Annotated in this window: 11 protein-coding genes and 1 tRNA gene; 4 read left to right on the forward strand and 8 right to left on the reverse strand. The window is 57.8% G+C overall.

Annotated elements, in window-relative coordinates; genetic code table 11:
- Positions 1 to 8: 8 nt before the first annotated feature.
- A complete protein-coding gene (fucP, locus tag KP707_RS02235; RefSeq protein ID WP_211502004.1) occupies positions 9 to 1,343 on the reverse strand; it encodes an L-fucose:H+ symporter permease in 1,335 nt (444 codons plus the stop codon).
- A 503-nt stretch (positions 1,344 to 1,846) separates the two neighbouring features.
- On the opposite strand from fucP, the gene KP707_RS02240 reads away from it, so the two are divergent.
- On the forward strand, positions 1,847 to 3,466 hold the full coding sequence (locus tag KP707_RS02240) for an ABC-F family ATP-binding cassette domain-containing protein (protein WP_046899760.1): 1,620 nt from the start codon (positions 1,847 to 1,849) through the stop codon (positions 3,464 to 3,466).
- Positions 3,467 to 3,482: 16 nt separating this feature from the next.
- On the opposite strand, the gene rpoN is transcribed toward KP707_RS02240, so the two are convergent.
- From rpoN to KP707_RS02275, 7 genes are all read right to left on the reverse strand, one after another.
- A complete protein-coding gene (gene rpoN, locus KP707_RS02245; protein ID WP_211506704.1) occupies positions 3,483 to 4,808 on the reverse strand; it encodes an RNA polymerase factor sigma-54 in 1,326 nt (441 codons plus the stop codon).
- Positions 4,809 to 4,817: 9 nt separating this feature from the next.
- Complete coding sequence (lptB, locus tag KP707_RS02250) at positions 4,818 to 5,573, reverse strand: LPS export ABC transporter ATP-binding protein (protein WP_046899759.1); 756 nt, start codon at positions 5,571 to 5,573, stop codon at positions 4,818 to 4,820.
- Positions 5,570 to 6,514, reverse strand: coding sequence for an LptA/OstA family protein (locus KP707_RS02255; RefSeq protein WP_211502006.1), 945 nt, complete (start codon positions 6,512 to 6,514; stop codon positions 5,570 to 5,572). The genes lptB and KP707_RS02255 overlap by 4 nt, the downstream gene beginning before the upstream one ends.
- On the reverse strand, positions 6,511 to 7,281 hold the full coding sequence (lptC, locus tag KP707_RS02260) for an LPS export ABC transporter periplasmic protein LptC (RefSeq protein ID WP_202206494.1): 771 nt from the start codon (positions 7,279 to 7,281) through the stop codon (positions 6,511 to 6,513). The genes KP707_RS02255 and lptC overlap by 4 nt, the downstream gene beginning before the upstream one ends.
- Entirely contained in the window at positions 7,278 to 8,264 is a 987-nt protein-coding gene (locus KP707_RS02265; RefSeq protein WP_046899756.1) for an SIS domain-containing protein, read from the reverse strand. Before KP707_RS02265 ends, lptC begins: the two co-directional genes overlap by 4 nt.
- Positions 8,265 to 8,285: 21 nt before the next feature.
- Entirely contained in the window at positions 8,286 to 8,930 is a 645-nt protein-coding gene (locus KP707_RS02270; RefSeq protein ID WP_211502007.1) for a ribonuclease D, read from the reverse strand.
- A 61-nt stretch (positions 8,931 to 8,991) separates the two neighbouring features.
- Positions 8,992 to 9,078 (reverse strand) — tRNA-Leu (locus KP707_RS02275).
- Between the two features lie 110 nt (positions 9,079 to 9,188).
- Between KP707_RS02275 and KP707_RS02280 the strand changes: the two genes are divergently transcribed.
- The 3 genes from KP707_RS02280 (at position 9,189) to gltB (ending at position 16,273) form a co-directional block, all read left to right on the forward strand.
- Positions 9,189 to 10,145 carry a complex I NDUFA9 subunit family protein gene (locus KP707_RS02280; protein ID WP_249202726.1) on the forward strand — a complete coding sequence of 319 codons (957 nt, stop codon included), beginning with the start codon at positions 9,189 to 9,191 and terminating at the stop codon, positions 10,143 to 10,145.
- Positions 10,146 to 10,322: 177 nt separating this feature from the next.
- On the forward strand, positions 10,323 to 11,756 hold the full coding sequence (locus KP707_RS02285; RefSeq protein WP_046899753.1) for an NAD(P)-dependent oxidoreductase: 1,434 nt from the start codon (positions 10,323 to 10,325) through the stop codon (positions 11,754 to 11,756).
- The gene (gltB, locus tag KP707_RS02290) at positions 11,753 to 16,273 is read left to right on the forward strand and encodes a glutamate synthase large subunit (RefSeq protein ID WP_211502009.1); all 4,521 of its coding nucleotides are present in this window, start codon (positions 11,753 to 11,755) and stop codon (positions 16,271 to 16,273) included. Before KP707_RS02285 ends, gltB begins: the two co-directional genes overlap by 4 nt.
- Positions 16,274 to 16,293: the final 20 nt, after the last annotated feature.

Consider the following 16,293-nt stretch of genomic DNA (forward strand, 5'->3'; position numbering starts at 1 on the left):
TTTGTGGATCAAAGCGTGGCGTCGAACACGACGTGTTCTGCCGTTTCGTCGCCGCTTTTCATGCAATACGCCGCGAACATCGCAATCACGACGAAGCATCCCATCGGAACAATGTATGCAAGCTGCATGTTTCCGCCGGTAGCGTCCGAAATATAGCCCTGCAGAAGCGGGAGAATGCCACCGCCACTGATGCTCATCACCAGAATGGACCCGCCATATGCGCGGTCATGGCCAAGTTCATCGACGGTCAGGCCATAGATGGTTGGCCAGCAAGGGCCGAGCAGTCCACTGACGAGGATGGCCGCGTACACAGCCGTAAAGTCATGCACCATAACCGCATAGCCCAGCGCAACGATGCAGAGCAGGCTGTAAACAAACAGAACACGTGCCGGGCGGGCGTGCCGCATGAAGAAGTTGGCTACCAGCTTGCCGACAAAGAACGCACAGAATGAGGCGATCAGGTACACGGAGGCCTGTCGTTCGTTGATGTGCCCCAGCCGCATGGAAAGGCGAATAATGAAGCTCCAGACGCCAACCTGTGCGCCGACATACAGAAACTGTGTCAGGATACCGAGGACAAAGCGTTTGTTGGCAAATAGCCGTTTGAGGGCGCCGGCCGTATCCAGTTCGTGGCTACGCTGCTGATCGCGCCCTTTGCAGGCCGGATAACGCGTGATGCCAATTGCGATCATGACGACCAGCAGAACCCCGAGAATGTAGACATACGGCTCAAGGGTGGCGTGGATCATGCCGAGTTGATGCTGCCAGGCCTGAGCGGCTGGCATGGCGGAAAGCTGTTCGCGGGAAAGATCGCCATCCTTGAAAATCAGGTAGGCCCCCATGCTGGACCCCAGAATGGCTCCAATCGGCTGAAATGCACTGGCAAAGTTCAGGCGATGTGTTCCGCGTCCCGGTGGGCCGAGCAGGGTGCAATAGGTATCGGCCGCAGTTTCGATGAAGACCAATCCTGCCGCGACGACAAAGAGCGCGACGAAGAAGATCTGGTATGTCGCGAAATGGGCAGCAGGGAAGAAGAGGCAGCAGCCGATCAGATACAGGAGCAGCCCGAGTTGGATCGACCATTTGTAGCTAAAGCGCTTGATGATCATGCCTGCCGGAATGCCGAGCACGAAATAGCTGATGTAGAACGAGAACTGCACGAGCGCGGACTGAAAATCCGACAGCATGAAGGCTTTGCGGAACTGCCCGATCAGCACGTCATTGAGGCTCATCGCACAGCCCCAGAGGGAGAACAGGCAACATAGGAGGCCAAAAGCCAGAAGGGGTGTGCGGTTCAGATAAAAGCCGTCCGGGAGTTGGACGACAGGATCGGACTTGGCCACGGATTGCCTCACAGAAGTTTATTGAGCGCTAAAGTTTGGGATTAAGGATGTATCTGCGTGAGAGACGTATATGATTGGTTTGTTGTTATATTAAGCGGATATATCACACATAAAATGTTTTAAAAGCGATAATGCTCATTCGCTTTGCTATGCCGTCTCGAACATGGATCACATTCGATGGAGGTCAGTTGGGATTGGGGGAACGGTAAAGCGCCATAAGCCCGGTCAAAGATCATTTTGCCCTTATTTTTTATTTGAGAGGCTTGTCCTTGCGTGATGCGTGAGTTTCATGCCGTGACAGGGTTAGCGCTCCTCAACCATTTGCAATGACCGGCCTTTTCAGCATTGCCCGAGATAGGTGCGACGTGAAGAAGATGTCGTCTGTCGCGTGAATAAAGCGGGTTCCCGTATGGACTTTGGCTTTCAGGGGTTCCGCCCGTGTTGGGATAACGGTAAGTCCCGACAATCCCTTGTTTCCCGCTTTTCAGTTCCTCTGAGGATCCATGATTCGTCTCGACAACATCAGCAAGCATAACGGCCAGCGCGTCATTTTTATTGAGGCCTCGGCCGCTCTTCTGAAGGGCGAGAAGGTGGGTCTTGTCGGTCCAAACGGTGCGGGAAAATCCACGCTGTTCCGCATGATCACAAAGCAGGAAGAGCCGGATGAAGGGAACGTTCTGACGGATCGTGGCGTCACCATAGGCTTCTTCAGTCAGGATGTTGGTGAAATGTCCGGCCATAGTGCTGTGGCGGAAGTCATGAACGGGGCAGGTGCCGTTTCGGAAGTGGCTGCCGAGCTGGCCGAGTTGGAAGCCGCTATGGCGGACCCAGAGCGGATGGATGAACTGGACAGCATCATTGAGCGCTTTGGTGAAGTGCAGAGCCGCTTTGAGGATCTTGGTGGCTATGCGCTGGATGGCAAGGCGCGTGAGGTTTTACACGGTCTCGGGTTCAGCCAGGAAATGATGGACGGAGACGTCAGTCTTCTGTCTGGCGGCTGGAAAATGCGCGTGGCGCTGGGCCGTATTCTTCTGATGAAACCTGATGTCATGCTGCTCGATGAGCCGAGCAACCATCTTGATCTGGAAAGTTTGATCTGGCTTGAGCAGTTTCTTGCTGGTTACGATGGCGCATTGCTCATGACGTCTCATGATCGTGCCTTCATGAACCGTATCATCAATAAAGTGATTGAAATTGATGGCGGTAACCTGACGACGTTCTCTGGAAACTACGAATTCTATGAAGAACAACGGGCCCTGAACGAGAAGCACCAGCAGGCACAGTTTGAGCGCCAGCAGGCCATGCTGGCCAAGGAAATCAACTTCATCGAGCGCTTCAAGGCCCGTGCGTCTCATGCCGCGCAGGTTCAGAGCCGTGTGAAGAAGCTCGACAAGATCGACCGTGTGGAGCCGCCGAAACGTCGTCAGGCCATGAGCTTCGAATTCGCACCGGCTCCGCGTTCGGGCGATGTGGTCGTGAATATTCAGGGCGTGGACAAGCGGTATGGCAGCCGCACAATTTATGATGGATTGGATCTGATGATCCGTCGGCGTGAGCGCTGCTGCATCATGGGTGTGAACGGTGCCGGCAAGTCCACATTGCTAAAGCTCGTGACAGGGACAACAGAGCCGGATTCCGGAACGGTGACCGTCGGCAGTAATGTAAAGATCGGGTATTTTGCCCAGCACGCCATGGATCTTCTTGATGGAGACCGAACAGTCTTCGAGATGCTGGAATATACGTTCCCGCAGGCCAATCAGGGCGCTCTACGCTCGCTCGCCGGTGGTTTCGGATTTTCGGGTGACGAAGTGGAAAAGAGTTGCCGGGTTCTGTCTGGTGGCGAAAAGGCCCGCCTTGTCATGGCTCTGATGCTCTTTGATCCACCGAACTTTCTTGTACTCGATGAGCCAACCAACCATCTGGACATGGCTACGAAGGAAATGCTGATCACGGCCCTCGCAGACTATGACGGAACCATGCTGTTCGTTTCCCATGATCGTCACTTCCTGGCAGCCCTGTCTAATCGCGTTCTGGAAGTCACGCCGGAAGGTGTGCACCAGTATGGTGGCGGATATACGGAATATGTGGCGCGTACGGGGCAAGAAGCGCCGGGCCTGCATTAAAAGCCGGCTTGGGACATCAGGAGGTTTTCCTCAGGCGTCGCCTCTGGCTGGATTTTGCGATCCCCATGCCTTCCCGATATTTTGCCACGGTTCGGCGCTGGATGGCGAACCCTTCTTTTTGAAGTTGGGTCGTCAGGGCATCATCTGACAGGATGCCATCGCCTTCTGAAGCGATCAGCGTTTTGATACGGTGCTGAATGGCGCTGGCACTTTGCGTGGAGCCGTCGCTGGCCTGAAGAGCCGTAGAGAAAAACATACGAAGCGGAAGAATGCCGCGGGGTGTGTCTATGTACTTCCCGTTCACAACCCGGCTGACCGTGCTTTCATGGACATCTGCGCCTGTGGCGAGGTCGCGCATGGTGAGCGGGCGGAGAGCAGCGAGGCCCTCTTCAAAGAACGCCGCCTGCTGACGGACGATCTCGGCTCCGATCTTCAAAATAGTCTGGCGACGCATTTCCAGCGCGCGGATGACAGCATTGGCCTCGTTTGCATAAGCAAGTAGCTGTCGCCCGGCGTCTGTTGAACTGTCGAGCGCGCTTTGCATCTCCAGATCCACGTGACAGTGGGGCAACAGACGATGATTGAATGTCAGGCGGAACCCTAGACCATTTTTGCGGAGGATCAGGTCTGGCTGAATGGGGGAGACTGGCTGGCGCGGATCAAAGCCCGGTCTGGGATTGAGGGCCTGAATTTCCGCGAGCATATCGAGCAGGTCGTCCTGTTCGAGCTGACATTTCTGGCGGAGCAGCCGCCAGCCCCTTCGGGCTAAAAGATCGAGATTAGCCAGAAGAATTTTCATGGCAGGATCTAGCCGGTTTTTTTGTTCCAACTGGACTGCCAGACATTCGTCTAAAGAACGTGTAAAAAGACCAGCAGGCTCCAGTCGCATCAGAACTTGTCGGATAGTTTCAAGAGCGGCGGGCTCGACACCAAGTGCGACCGCAAGGCCTGAAACTGCTTCCGGTAATCGTCCGGCCTCATCCAGGCAAGCCAGAAGATAAAGAGCGGCAGCACAGTCCTGCTGGACGGGAAACCGGAGATGGATCTGGGCAATCAGATCATCATGAAGTGTGGGGCCGGGGGCCGCAGTCTCTGGTCGTTCCGAACCTGAAGTAAACCGTTCAGGGTCATCGTCGTGCAAATCAGATGTAGGATCTGCGGGCTCTGTGTTGGGAGCAGTGTCCGTGGATTCCAGAACGAGAAGGGGGTTCAGTTCCGCAATCTGCTGAAGTGATTGCGTCAGTTCCTGATGGCCCAGTTGCAGCATCGCAATCGCCTGACGCAACTGTGGCGTCATGACAAGCGACTGCGACTGGCGCTGTATCAGACCGGGACTGAGCATCCCGTCAGATTAGAGCGAGAAGTTCTCTCCAAGATAGACCCGGCGCACATCTTCGTTGGCGACGATGGCCTCCGGTGTCCCTTCCATCAGAACCTGACCACCATGCATGATGTAGGCGCGGTCAATGACTTCGAGCGTTTCGCGGACGTTATGGTCCGTAATCAGCACGCCGATGCCACGATCTTTAAGGTGAGACACAAGATCGCGAATTTCGCCCACGGCAATCGGATCAATACCGGCCAGAGGCTCATCCAGCAGGATATAGTTCGGCTGGCTTGCCAGGGCGCGGGCAATTTCCAGACGACGGCGTTCGCCGCCGGACAAGGCTAGGGACGGCGAGTGACGCAGATGCGTAATGCCGAACTCTGCGAGAAGGCCGTTCAGCATGGTTTCGCGCTTTTCCGGATCGGATTCGATCACTTCCAGCGCGGCCATGATGTTCTGTTCGACGTTCAGGCCGCGGAAAATGCTGGCTTCCTGTGGTAGATAACCAACGCCCAGACGCGCCCGTCGATACATCGGCAACTGAGTGATGTCTGCGCCATCCAGCGTAATGGTGCCAGTGTCTGGCTGGACCAGTCCTACGATCATGTAGAAGCTTGTTGTCTTGCCTGCGCCGTTCGGTCCGAGCAAGCCAACAGCCTCACCGCGTTGAACCTGAATGGACACGTTCTTGACGACAGCCCGCTTTTTGTAGGTCTTGCCGATCCCGCTGGCGACCAGACCGGTCTGGAGCACGGGAAATGAGGGGGATGTGTCTGTCACTTTGGTGCCTGGCTGCTGTTGGCTTCGTTTGGAACGACTAGTCCCTGAATAGGAGAGTCAGATCCTGGCAGCATCGTGGCAATGCCGGTCTTCATGTTGACGATAGCCTGAGACCCGTTGTTCTGGTTCTGGCCCTGCGTCACATGCACGTGGCCGATCAGGCGGGCAATCTGGCTGGCAAAGACATAGACGCCTCTGTCCCCGGTTGCTGTCTGGGTAGGGGTGCGCAGCACGACATGGCCCCAGCCATAAGCACGATCCAGTTTGGAAGAACCGCCACCGAGAGGGCTGCCGTCGCTTTTCGCCGGCTGGGCCTGTCCTGCTGGTGCGGGGGAGTCCGGTGCACTGAAGGAGACCAGCACGTCAGCCTTGATCTGGCGCCCGTCATTGGTGGTGACAGTGGCGTTTCCACGCCCGACCGACATGCGGGTCTTGGAATGATATTCCATGACGTCACGTGCAGTGAGCACATCCTGCGGCGTCGTAAGCTTCAGGTTCTTGCCAGTCATGACCATGACAGCCTGATCCATGTCATACAGGGCACGGTCGCCCCAGCCCTGGTCCGTCTGGTTATAGATATGGACGTGACCGCGAGCTTCGATGCGGTACAGCTCAAGGGAGCCGCCCATCGGGTCGGCTTCACCCGTCTGTCCATTTGCGGCCGGCGGCGGTGTGGCTGGTTGCCCCTGTGAAGCCGCTTTCTTGCGCAGATAGCCAATCAGCGTATCGGCATCGACCGTTACATCCCCTCGTACGGCACGGGCGCCGCCGGTCAAGGTAACTGTCTGGGCGTTGCGGTCGTAGATTTCCTCGCTTTTCCAGAACAGCTTAACGGCCTCGCCGTGAGACATATCCAGCCCATCCGCATAAGCGGCAGGTGTGGCGGTGGTAGCGAGGAGAAGTCCTGCAACGGGAAGCAGTCTGGCGATGCGGCTCATCATTTCTCTGTCTTGGCTCCTTCCTGGCGGAGGCGGGCCGCCATGGAAGGGGGGCCGTTATCGTCGTTGCGGACCGTCAGACCCGGCCCTGTAAACTGCATGATACCTGCATGCTGGTCCAGGAAATAGCCCTGCGCGTCCTGCTTGCCAAATGGGCCTTCGGCGTGGACCCAGTCGCGGGATGCAATAACGTCCTGCTTCAGGTCCATATCGGCGGAAGGGCCGTTCATGAGCGTCCCGTCATCGCGGTAAAGCACCACGTTGTCGTCCAGATTCAAGGTCTGCTCGTGCTGCATGTAGACGCCACGATCCGCCTTGATGTGCGCCCAGGAATTGCCTGCCAGCTCGATATCCGCCACCGGATCAACCAGATCTACACGGTCTGGGCCTTCCTGATGCGTAACGCGTGCCGTGATCATGTACAGGTGGTTATGGGCGTCCAGGCCGCGATAGACGGCATTTTCCATATTGCCGCTCTCAACGCGTAGGCGTGCCATTTCTTTCAGAGCGGCACGGTTCTGATTGACGAGATGAGAGATCTCGGGCCATGCCGCAATTGAACTCAGCAGAACAAGTGCAAGCCCCGGGAGTGCCCATTTGGCGAACCCCAGAAGAGAGCGGCGGCGGGCCAGCTCTTCCGGATTTGGGGCGGTCCGTACCTTTTGGAATGCTGCACGGCGCAGGGCGTCAAGCTTGGCGAGGCTTTCGCTCCGGTTTCCTGAAAAGTCGTCCCGTTTGGGGCGTTTGTCATCCTTGGACGAGTCGGTCATGCTAGGCCCGCCCTCAGGAGATCGTGCAGGTGAATGATACCCTGTGGGCGTCCGTCCTCTCCAACAACGAAAAGACTCGTGATCGGTTTGGAGCGTGCATTCATAAGGAGAAGGACGTCCTGTGCCAGGGTCGAGGGGGCAGTCGTGGTCGGAGAGAGATTCATGACCTCTTCCGCCGTGGTCGTGTCAAGATCGCTGTGGAGGGCCCGTCGGAGATCCGCATCCGTGATGAGACCGCACAGCACGCCATTTTCGTCTGTCACGCCCATGCAGCCAAAGGCTTTGTGAGTCATTTCCAGAATGACCGAACGAAGCGAGAGAGATTTTTCCCCAAGTGGAAGGGCCTCTCCGGTGTGCATAAGTTCCCGCACCGGGCGCAAACGCGCGCCCAGACGGCCGCCTGGGTGAAACACGCTGAAATCGTTGGCTGTGAAGCCGCGTTTTTCCAGAAGGGCGATGGCCAGCGCGTCTCCAAGGGCAAGCTGAAGAAGCGTGCTCGTGGTTGGTGCCAGCCCCATGGGGCAGGCTTCTCTGGCGGGAGGGAGAACCAGAGCAATCTTGGCAGCGCGGGCCAGAGCCGAGGTCTCGACGGATGTTATGGCAATCACATCCAGCTGTCTGTGCGACGCATACGACAGAATTGCGGCAAGTTCTGTGGTTTCGCCGGAATTCGAGAGAGCAAGGATGACATCCCCTGCCGCCACCATGCCCAGATCACCATGTGCGGCTTCTGCGGGGTGCACGAAAAGAGACGGAGTTCCGGTAGAGGCAAGGGTGGCTTGGATCTTGCGGCCAATATGACCGGATTTCCCGATGCCCGTGACAATCAGCCGGCCAGAACAGAGAAGGATCCGCTCAATGGCGTGGCTGAAAGCTTGGCCCAGAGAGCCGCCGAGGGCGCTTTCGAGCGCTTCAAGCCCCTGTCGCTCGACAGCAAGAGTGTGCAGGGCCGAGGGAAGGGGCGAGGTAGCCGGGTTTATCATGTCGGGGCGCAGTGTAGGCGATTACGCGCGGTGTGCGAAGATGTCGGGCTCGTCGTAGCCCAGAAGATCCAGACGGGTGCGCGCTGAAAGGAAGTCGAAGCAGGCCTGAGCCAGCTCCCGGCGCTCTTCCCGGATCAGCATGGCTTCAAGCTTGTCCCACAGGGCATGGAGATAAAGCACGTCAGATGCAGCATAGCGCTTCTGATCGTCCGTCAGGATTTCAGCGCCCCAGTCCGAGCTCTGCTGGTGCTTGCTGATTTCGACGCCAAGTAGGTCGCGGCACAGATAGGCCAGTCCATGACGGTCCGTGAACGTATAGACGAGGCGGGCAGCGATCTTGGTGCAGATGACGGAAGAGATCGTGATGTCGAAGGCCTTCTGAAGCACCGCCACGTCAAAGCGGGCGAAGTGCATCAGCTTGGTGATCGAGTCATCCGAAAGGAAGGCTTTGAGATTAGGGCAATCATAGCCACGGCCACCCATGGAGACAGGCTTGATCTGCACAAGATGTGCTTCACCGTCACCGGCGGAAAGCTGCACAAGGCAGAGGCGGTCTCTGTAGGGATTGAGACCCATAGTCTCGGTATCTATGGCGACAACAGGGCCAATATCAAAATCTTCCGGCAGGTCGCCGTCATGAAGATGGATGGCGTTCTGCTGGCTCATTTTGTTGTCACCGAATTTTTATGAACTCAGAGGGGAAGGTTCGTATGAACCTGACCGTCTGTGGTGCCCAGAAGAAGACTCGAACTTCCACGTCCTTTCGGACACAGGTACCTGAAACCTGCGCGTCTACCAATTCCGCCATCTGGGCTCAGAAAGCACCGGGTTTTTTCAGTTTCCTGAGGCATCCCGGGTTGGTGAAGAGGCGTTTACATTGACTGAATGAGAGCGTCAACAGTTGGAATGAAAGAAAACAGGGAAATGGAAAAACTTTTTTCGGGTACGGGGCAGCAGAAGGTCGCTGTCATTGGTGGTGGTGGTTTTATCGGGCGCAGCCTGGTGAGAAAGCTGGTTGCCACGGGGCATGTCGTTCGTGTGGGGAGTCAGAATCCCGAAAAAATTCAGGGGCTTGGAAAAGCGCGCGGAACAGGGCGCGTCGAGTTCCTGAAAACGTCGGTCAATGATGCAGCGCAGCTTGATCGTCTGTTTGATGGTGTGGATGCCGTCATCAATCTTGTGTCTGTCATGACGCCAGATGTGCAGACTCTGCATCGCATTAATGTTGAGGGCGCTCGGCTCGCAGCTGTGCGGGCTCATCTGGCAGGTGTGAAGCATTACGTTCATATGTCTGCCATTGGTGCTTCTTTGACGTCTCCAGGGGCATATGGCCGGAGTAAAGCGGCTGCAGAACGTGTCGTGCGGGACGTTTTTCCTGATGCGCGTCTGCTTCGCCCGTCTGTGGTGTTCGGGACAGATGATAGCTTCTTCAATCTGTTTGCCTTGATCGCGGCGCTATCGCCTGTTTTGCCGGTTTTTGCTGGTCGCACATATTATCAGCCGGTATTTGTGGAAGATGTTGCAGAAGCAGCGCTACGACTTCTGCAGCCGGAGAATGCAGGTCTAACGGTTGAGGCCGGTGGTCCCGATATCCTGAGTATGCGTGAGCTTATGGCATTCGTACTCGAAGCGTCGGGTCGTAAAAGAATCCTGTTCCCGATCCCGCAAGTGTTAGCCCGCCTTGAAGCAACTGTTCTGGAGAAGTTGCCTGGCCATCTGCTGACGCGGGACCAGGTGGCCATGATGTCTGTCGATAATGTCGTGCAGCCGGGGGCTGAGACCTTGCAGACACTCGGAATCCATCCGGCATCAATGGGAATGGTGGTTCCGGGGTATCTGAATGGAAGCGTCTGTAAGCTTTATCGCCAGCTAAAAGCCTGATTGGTCCGTATCGGACCTATAAAATGTGACACTGACGCAAGAAAAGTGACGCTATGAGGTCGGTTTTTTTATATTGGTAAGCATTGCTGACTATTATCGCGTAAACTGACGGAATAGCTGGTATTCCACAAATTTCGTACGCTTTGGTGTGCGTTCTGTTTTTAGGAGACACGGCGCATGGCCGAACGGATGTTGCAGTTCGTCAATCACCCACAGATCCTTCCGGAGAAGCGTGACGCTGCTGAGCGTCGTGCAGACTTTGGAGAGATTTACCGTGGGTTTGCGATGAGCCGCGCTGAAGAGCAGGCCTCTCGCTGCTCTCAGTGTGGAATTCCGTTCTGCTCCGTGCATTGCCCTCTTGGTAACAACATTCCGGACTGGCTGAAGCTGACGGCAGAAGACCGTTTGCAGGAAGCCTACGAGATGTCTTCGGCTACCAATACCTTCCCGGAGATCTGCGGTCGCATCTGCCCGCAGGATCGCCTGTGTGAAGGCAACTGCGTGATCCAGAAGGGGTTCGAGAGCGTCACGATCGGTGCTGTCGAACGCTTTATTACGGAAAATGCTTTTGAGCAGGGCTGGGTGCAGCCGCGTCTGCCGGATCGTGAACTCAAAGTCAGTGTCGGCGTCGTGGGTTCCGGTCCTGCCGGTCTGGCCTGTGCGGAGCGTCTGCGGGCACGCGGGTATGAGGTTCATGTCTATGAACGTCAGGACCGTGTGGGCGGCCTGCTGACGTACGGTATTCCTAGCTTCAAGCTGGAAAAGCATGTCGTGGCCCGTCGTCACAAGCTGCTGGAAGAGCAGGGCATCATCTTCCACCTTTCCACCCCAATCGGTGCGGGTGAGGGGGAGACGTCACTGGATGATCTGCGGACGCGCCATAACGCGGTGTTCCTTGGAACGGGCGTGTATCGTTCGCGCTCCGTGGATGTTCCGGGGGCAGACCTGAACGGCGTTGTGGATGCGATTGACTTCCTGACGGCGTCAAACCGTCGTGGATATGACGAAGACCCCGGCGAAGATGCAGCACTTCATGCCAAGGGCCGTCGTGTTGTGGTCATCGGTGGTGGTGATACGGCCATGGACTGCGTTCGGACGTCCATCCGTCAGGGCGCCGAGAAGGTCACCTGCGTCTATCGCCGTGACCGGGCGAACATGCCGGGTTCCCGTCAGGAAGTTTACAACGCCGAGGAAGAAGGCGCGAACTTCGAGTGGCTGGCTGCGCCGGAAGAGTTTCTAGGCGAAGGCACGGTTGAAGGTGTGAAGGTGCTGAAAATGCGTCTTGGTGCACCGGATGCCACGGGCCGCCGCTCTATCGAAGGCACGGGCCAGCATTCCATTATTGAAGGCGACATCGTGATCCGCGCGCTGGGCTTCGACCCGGAAGATCTGCCGGGTCAGTGGCAGCAGCCGGAGCTCGCCGTGACGCGCTGGGGCACGCTGACGGTTCCACCAGGCGGCTTCCAGACGAGCCTGCCGGGCGTGTTCGCTGGTGGCGACATTGTCCGTGGTGCGAGCCTCGTTGTCTGGGCCATCAAGGACGGCCGTGATGCGGCTGATGCAATTCACCTTTCTCTGACCGAGACCCTGGCGCTGGAGGCCGCGGAATGACACAGAACACCGATTTCATCCGCGAATACACTGAGAACGTCGAACGCCTGAAGGGTCTGTATGACCCGACGCAGGAGCGCGATTCCTGTGGTGTGGGCCTTGTGGCAGCTCTGGATGGCAAGCCGTCCCGCGCTGTTGTGAAGGCCGGGATCGAGGCGCTGGGCAACATCTGGCATCGTGGTGCTGTCGATGCTGATGGCAAGACAGGCGATGGTGCGGGTATCCATGTCGAAATCCCGCAGGATTTCTTCGCGGAAGCCATTCATAACAGTTCCAGCGATGACACGATCGACGGTCGCATTGCCGTCGGTATGGTGTTCTTGCCGAAGACGGATCTGGCGTCGCAGGAAGCGGGTCGTCAGATCATCGAAACCGAGGTTCTGAACTTTGGCTACGGGATCTATGGCTGGCGTCAGGTGCCGATCGACACGGCCTGCATTGGCGAAAAGGCCAACCAGACGCGCCCTGAGATCGAACAGATCATGATCCGTAATACGCTGGCTCGGTCGGAAGACGAGTTCGAGCGTGATCTGTACGTTCTGCGTCGTCGCATCGAGAAGCAGGCGACCCGTCAGCAGGTGGATCTGTATATCTGTTCGCTGTCCTGCCGTTCGGTCATCTATAAGGGCATGTTCCTTGCCGAGAACCTGACGGATTTTTATCCGGATCTTCTGGACGAGCGCTTCGTTTCGCGTTTTGCGATCTACCATCAGCGTTACTCGACCAACACGTTCCCGACCTGGAAGCTGGCCCAGCCGTTCCGCAAGGTGGCGCATAACGGTGAGATCAACACGATCTCCGGCAACACCAACTGGATGCGGTCGCACGAAACGCGCCTCTCGAACGCAGCTCTCGATCCTTACATGGACGATCTGAAACCGGTCGTGCAGGCTGCTGGCTCGGATACAGCGGCGCTGGATAACGTCTTCGAACTCATGACCTTTGGTGGCCGCAGTGCGCCGATGGCCAAGATGATGCTCATTCCGGCCTCCAGCGGCGCGAACTCCGCGATTTCTCCGGCAGCGCGGGCCATGTTCCGCTACTGCAATGCGGTCATCGAGCCGTGGGACGGCCCGGCTGCGGTCTGTGCAACGGATGGCCGCTGGGTCATCGCCGGGCTGGATCGTGCGGGTCTGCGTCCGCTGCGGTATTCCATCACGAATGACAACCTGCTGATCGTGGGTTCGGAAGCGGGCATGGTCCGCGTGCCGGAAGCGCGCATTCAGCGTCGCGGGCGCCTTGGGCCGGGGCAGACGCTGGCGCTCGACCTCAAGGAAGGTCGCCTCTACCAGCCGGATGAACTGCTTGAAATGCTGGCCTCCCGTCAGGATTTCCAGTCTTGGGTCAAGCGCATCCGCAATATCGAGCCGATCGTGCGAGATGTGGTCGAGCCGGAAGGTATGGCTGCGGACGTGCTGCGTCGCCAGCAGATGGCCGTCAGCCTGACGCATGAAGAGCTGGAGACCATCCTTCACCCGATGGTCGAGACGGCTGCCGAAGCCCTTGGCTCCATGGGTGACGACACGCCGCTTCAGGTTTTGTCCAAGATCTATCGTGGTCTGTCGCATTATTTCCGTCAGGGCTTCAGCCAGGTTACGAACCCGCCGATCGACTCTCTCCGTGAAACACGGGTGATGAGCCTGATTACGCGTCTGGGTAATCTGGGGAACATTCTCGACGAGCGCCCGGAACAGTGCGATCTGCTTCAGCTTCCCAGCCCGGTTCTGACGGTTGGTGAGTTTGATGAACTGCGGAAAGTCTGCGGTGAGAACGCTGCCTCGATCGACTGTACTTTCCCGGTTGAGGACGGCGAAGAAGGTCTGCGTGCGGCGATCGCGTCCATCCGGGTTCAGGCGGAAGATCATGTCCGTGGTGGTTGCACCCATCTGTTCCTGACGGATGAGAATACCGGGCCGGATCGTGTGGCCGTGCCGATGATCCTTGCGACGGCTGCGGTGCATGTTCATCTTGTGCGTCATTCCCTGCGCACGTTCACGTCCCTGAACGTGCGGACGTCCAGTGCCATCGACGTTCACGCCATTGCCGTGACGATCGGTGTTGGTGCGACGACGGTGAATCCGGCGCTGGCCCAGCACAGTATCGCGGACCGTCTGCGTCGTGGCCTGTTTGGCCAGATGACAATGCGTGAGGCGATGGAGCGTTACCGCAAGGCAGTGGACAAGGGTCTGCTCAAGATCATGTCCAAGTTCGGTATTTCCATCATCTCGGCTTACCGCGGTGGTTACAACTTTGAAGCCATTGGTCTGTCCCGTGCGCTGGTGGCCGAGTTTTTCCCGGGGATGCCGTCTCGTATTTCCGGCATTGGTCTGCCGGGTATCGCCCGCAACATCCTGAAGGCTCATGCGGCTGCGTGGGATCAGAAGGTTGAAGCCCTTCCGGTCGGTGGTCGCTACAAGCTGCGTCGTCAGGGAGAGACGCATGCGTTCTCCGGCCAGCTTGTGCACATGCTGCAAAGTGCGGTTTCGGCCAACAGCTATACGCTGTATCGCCGTTACGCGGATGCCGTGCGTCAGATGCCGCCGGTTGCCTTACGTGACCTGCTGGACTTCAAGGCGCCTCATGCGCCGATCCCGGTGGACGAGGTTGAGAGCATCACACAGATCCGTCGTCGTCTTGTCGCGCCGGGCATCTCACTGGGTGCCCTGAGCCCGGAAGCGCATGAAACGCTGGCGATTGCCATGAACCGGATTGGCGCGAAGTCTGATTCCGGTGAGGGTGGCGAGGACGCTGAGCGTTCCAAGCCTCGCCCGAACGGGGACAATGCGTCTTCCGCGATCAAGCAGGTGGCGTCTGGCCGGTTCGGTGTGACCGCGCAATATCTGAATGACTGCCGCGAAATCGAAATCAAGATGGCCCAGGGCGCGAAGCCGGGTGAGGGTGGACAGCTTCCGGGCTTCAAGGTCACGGAGCTGATTGGCCGCCTGCGTCATGCGACGCCGGGTGTGACACTGATTTCCCCGCCACCGCATCATGACATCTATTCGATCGAGGATCTGGCCCAGCTCATTTATGATCTGAAGCAGGTCAACCCGACAGCAACCGTCACCGTGAAGCTGGTTGCCCGAACGGGTATCGGCACGATTGCGGCCGGTGTGGCGAAGGCGAAGGCTGATGCCATCCTGATCTCTGGTCACTCCGGTGGTACGGGTGCCAGCCCGCAGTCTTCGATCCATTACGCGGGTCTGCCGTGGGAAATGGGCCTGTCCGAAGCGCATCAGGTTCTGATGCTCAACCGTCTGCGCCATCGTCTGGTGCTACGGACGGATGGTGGCATCAAGACGGGCCGTGACGTTGTCATGGCGGCGATGCTGGGTGCGGAAGAGTTCGGCATTGGTACGGCCGCGCTGGTGGCCATGGGCTGCATCATGGTGCGTCAGTGCCATTCCAACACCTGCCCGGTCGGCGTCTGCGTTCAGGACGAAAAGCTGCGCGCGAAGTTCGAAGGCTCACCGGAGAAGGTCATCAACCTTTTCACGCTGATTGCTGAAGACATTCGCCATATCCTTGCCGATCTGGGCGTTCGTTCTCTGAAGGACGTCATTGGACGGACGGACATGCTGCGTCAGGTCTCCCGTGGCGCGGACTATCTGGACGATCTGGATCTGAACTCCCTGCTGGTGCAGGCCGATCCGGGTGAACATGCGCGTTACTGCACCCGTGAAGGCCGCAACGAGGTTCCGGAAACGCTGGACGCACAGATCGTGGCGGATGCGATCCCGCTGTTTGAGCGTCGTGAGAAGCTGCATCTGCACTACAACGTGCAGAACACGCATCGCGCGATCGGGACGCGTATTTCCGGCATGATCACCCGTCAGTTCGGGATGCATGAACTGCCGGAGGGTCAGCTCACGCTGTCGCTTCGTGGGTCGGCTGGTCAGTCCCTTGGTGCCTTCGCGGTGCAGGGACTGAAGATGATCGTGGAAGGGGATTCCAACGATTACGTCGGCAAGGGTTTGTCGGGTGCGACGATCGTTGTGCGTCAGTCTCCGTCGTCCCAGTGGCGTTCGGAAGAGAACGCGATCATTGGCAACACGGTCCTGTACGGTGCAACGAGTGGTAAGCTCTTTGCGGCTGGGCAGGCTGGTGAGCGTTTCGCGGTTCGTAACTCCGGTGCGACGGCTGTTGTTGAAGGCTGTGGCTCGAATGGTTGCGAGTACATGACCGGCGGCAAGGTCGTGATCCTCGGTGAAACGGGCGATAACTTCGGTGCCGGCTTCACGGGCGGCATGGCCTATGTGCTTGATCCGAAGAACCGCTTTGAATCCCGCATCAATCCGGACACGGTGATGTGGAACCGCGTGCAGCCGGGTAGCCGCTGGGATGTGGAACTGCGCACGCTGGTCGAGCAGCATGTGGAAGAAACGGGCAGCACTTACGCCGCGGACCTGCTGCATTGCTGGGAGCACACGCTGGAGCGGTTCTGGCACATCGTTCCCCGCGAATATGCCAAGGTCATTGGCTATGTGCAGGAAGATCTGTCCAAGCTTTCGGCTTGATTGCTTCGATCGATAAAGTC

The sequence above is a fragment of the Gluconobacter sp. P5E10 genome (assembly GCF_018812145.1).
GTDB classification, from domain to species: Bacteria; Pseudomonadota; Alphaproteobacteria; order Acetobacterales; family Acetobacteraceae; genus Gluconobacter; species Gluconobacter cerinus.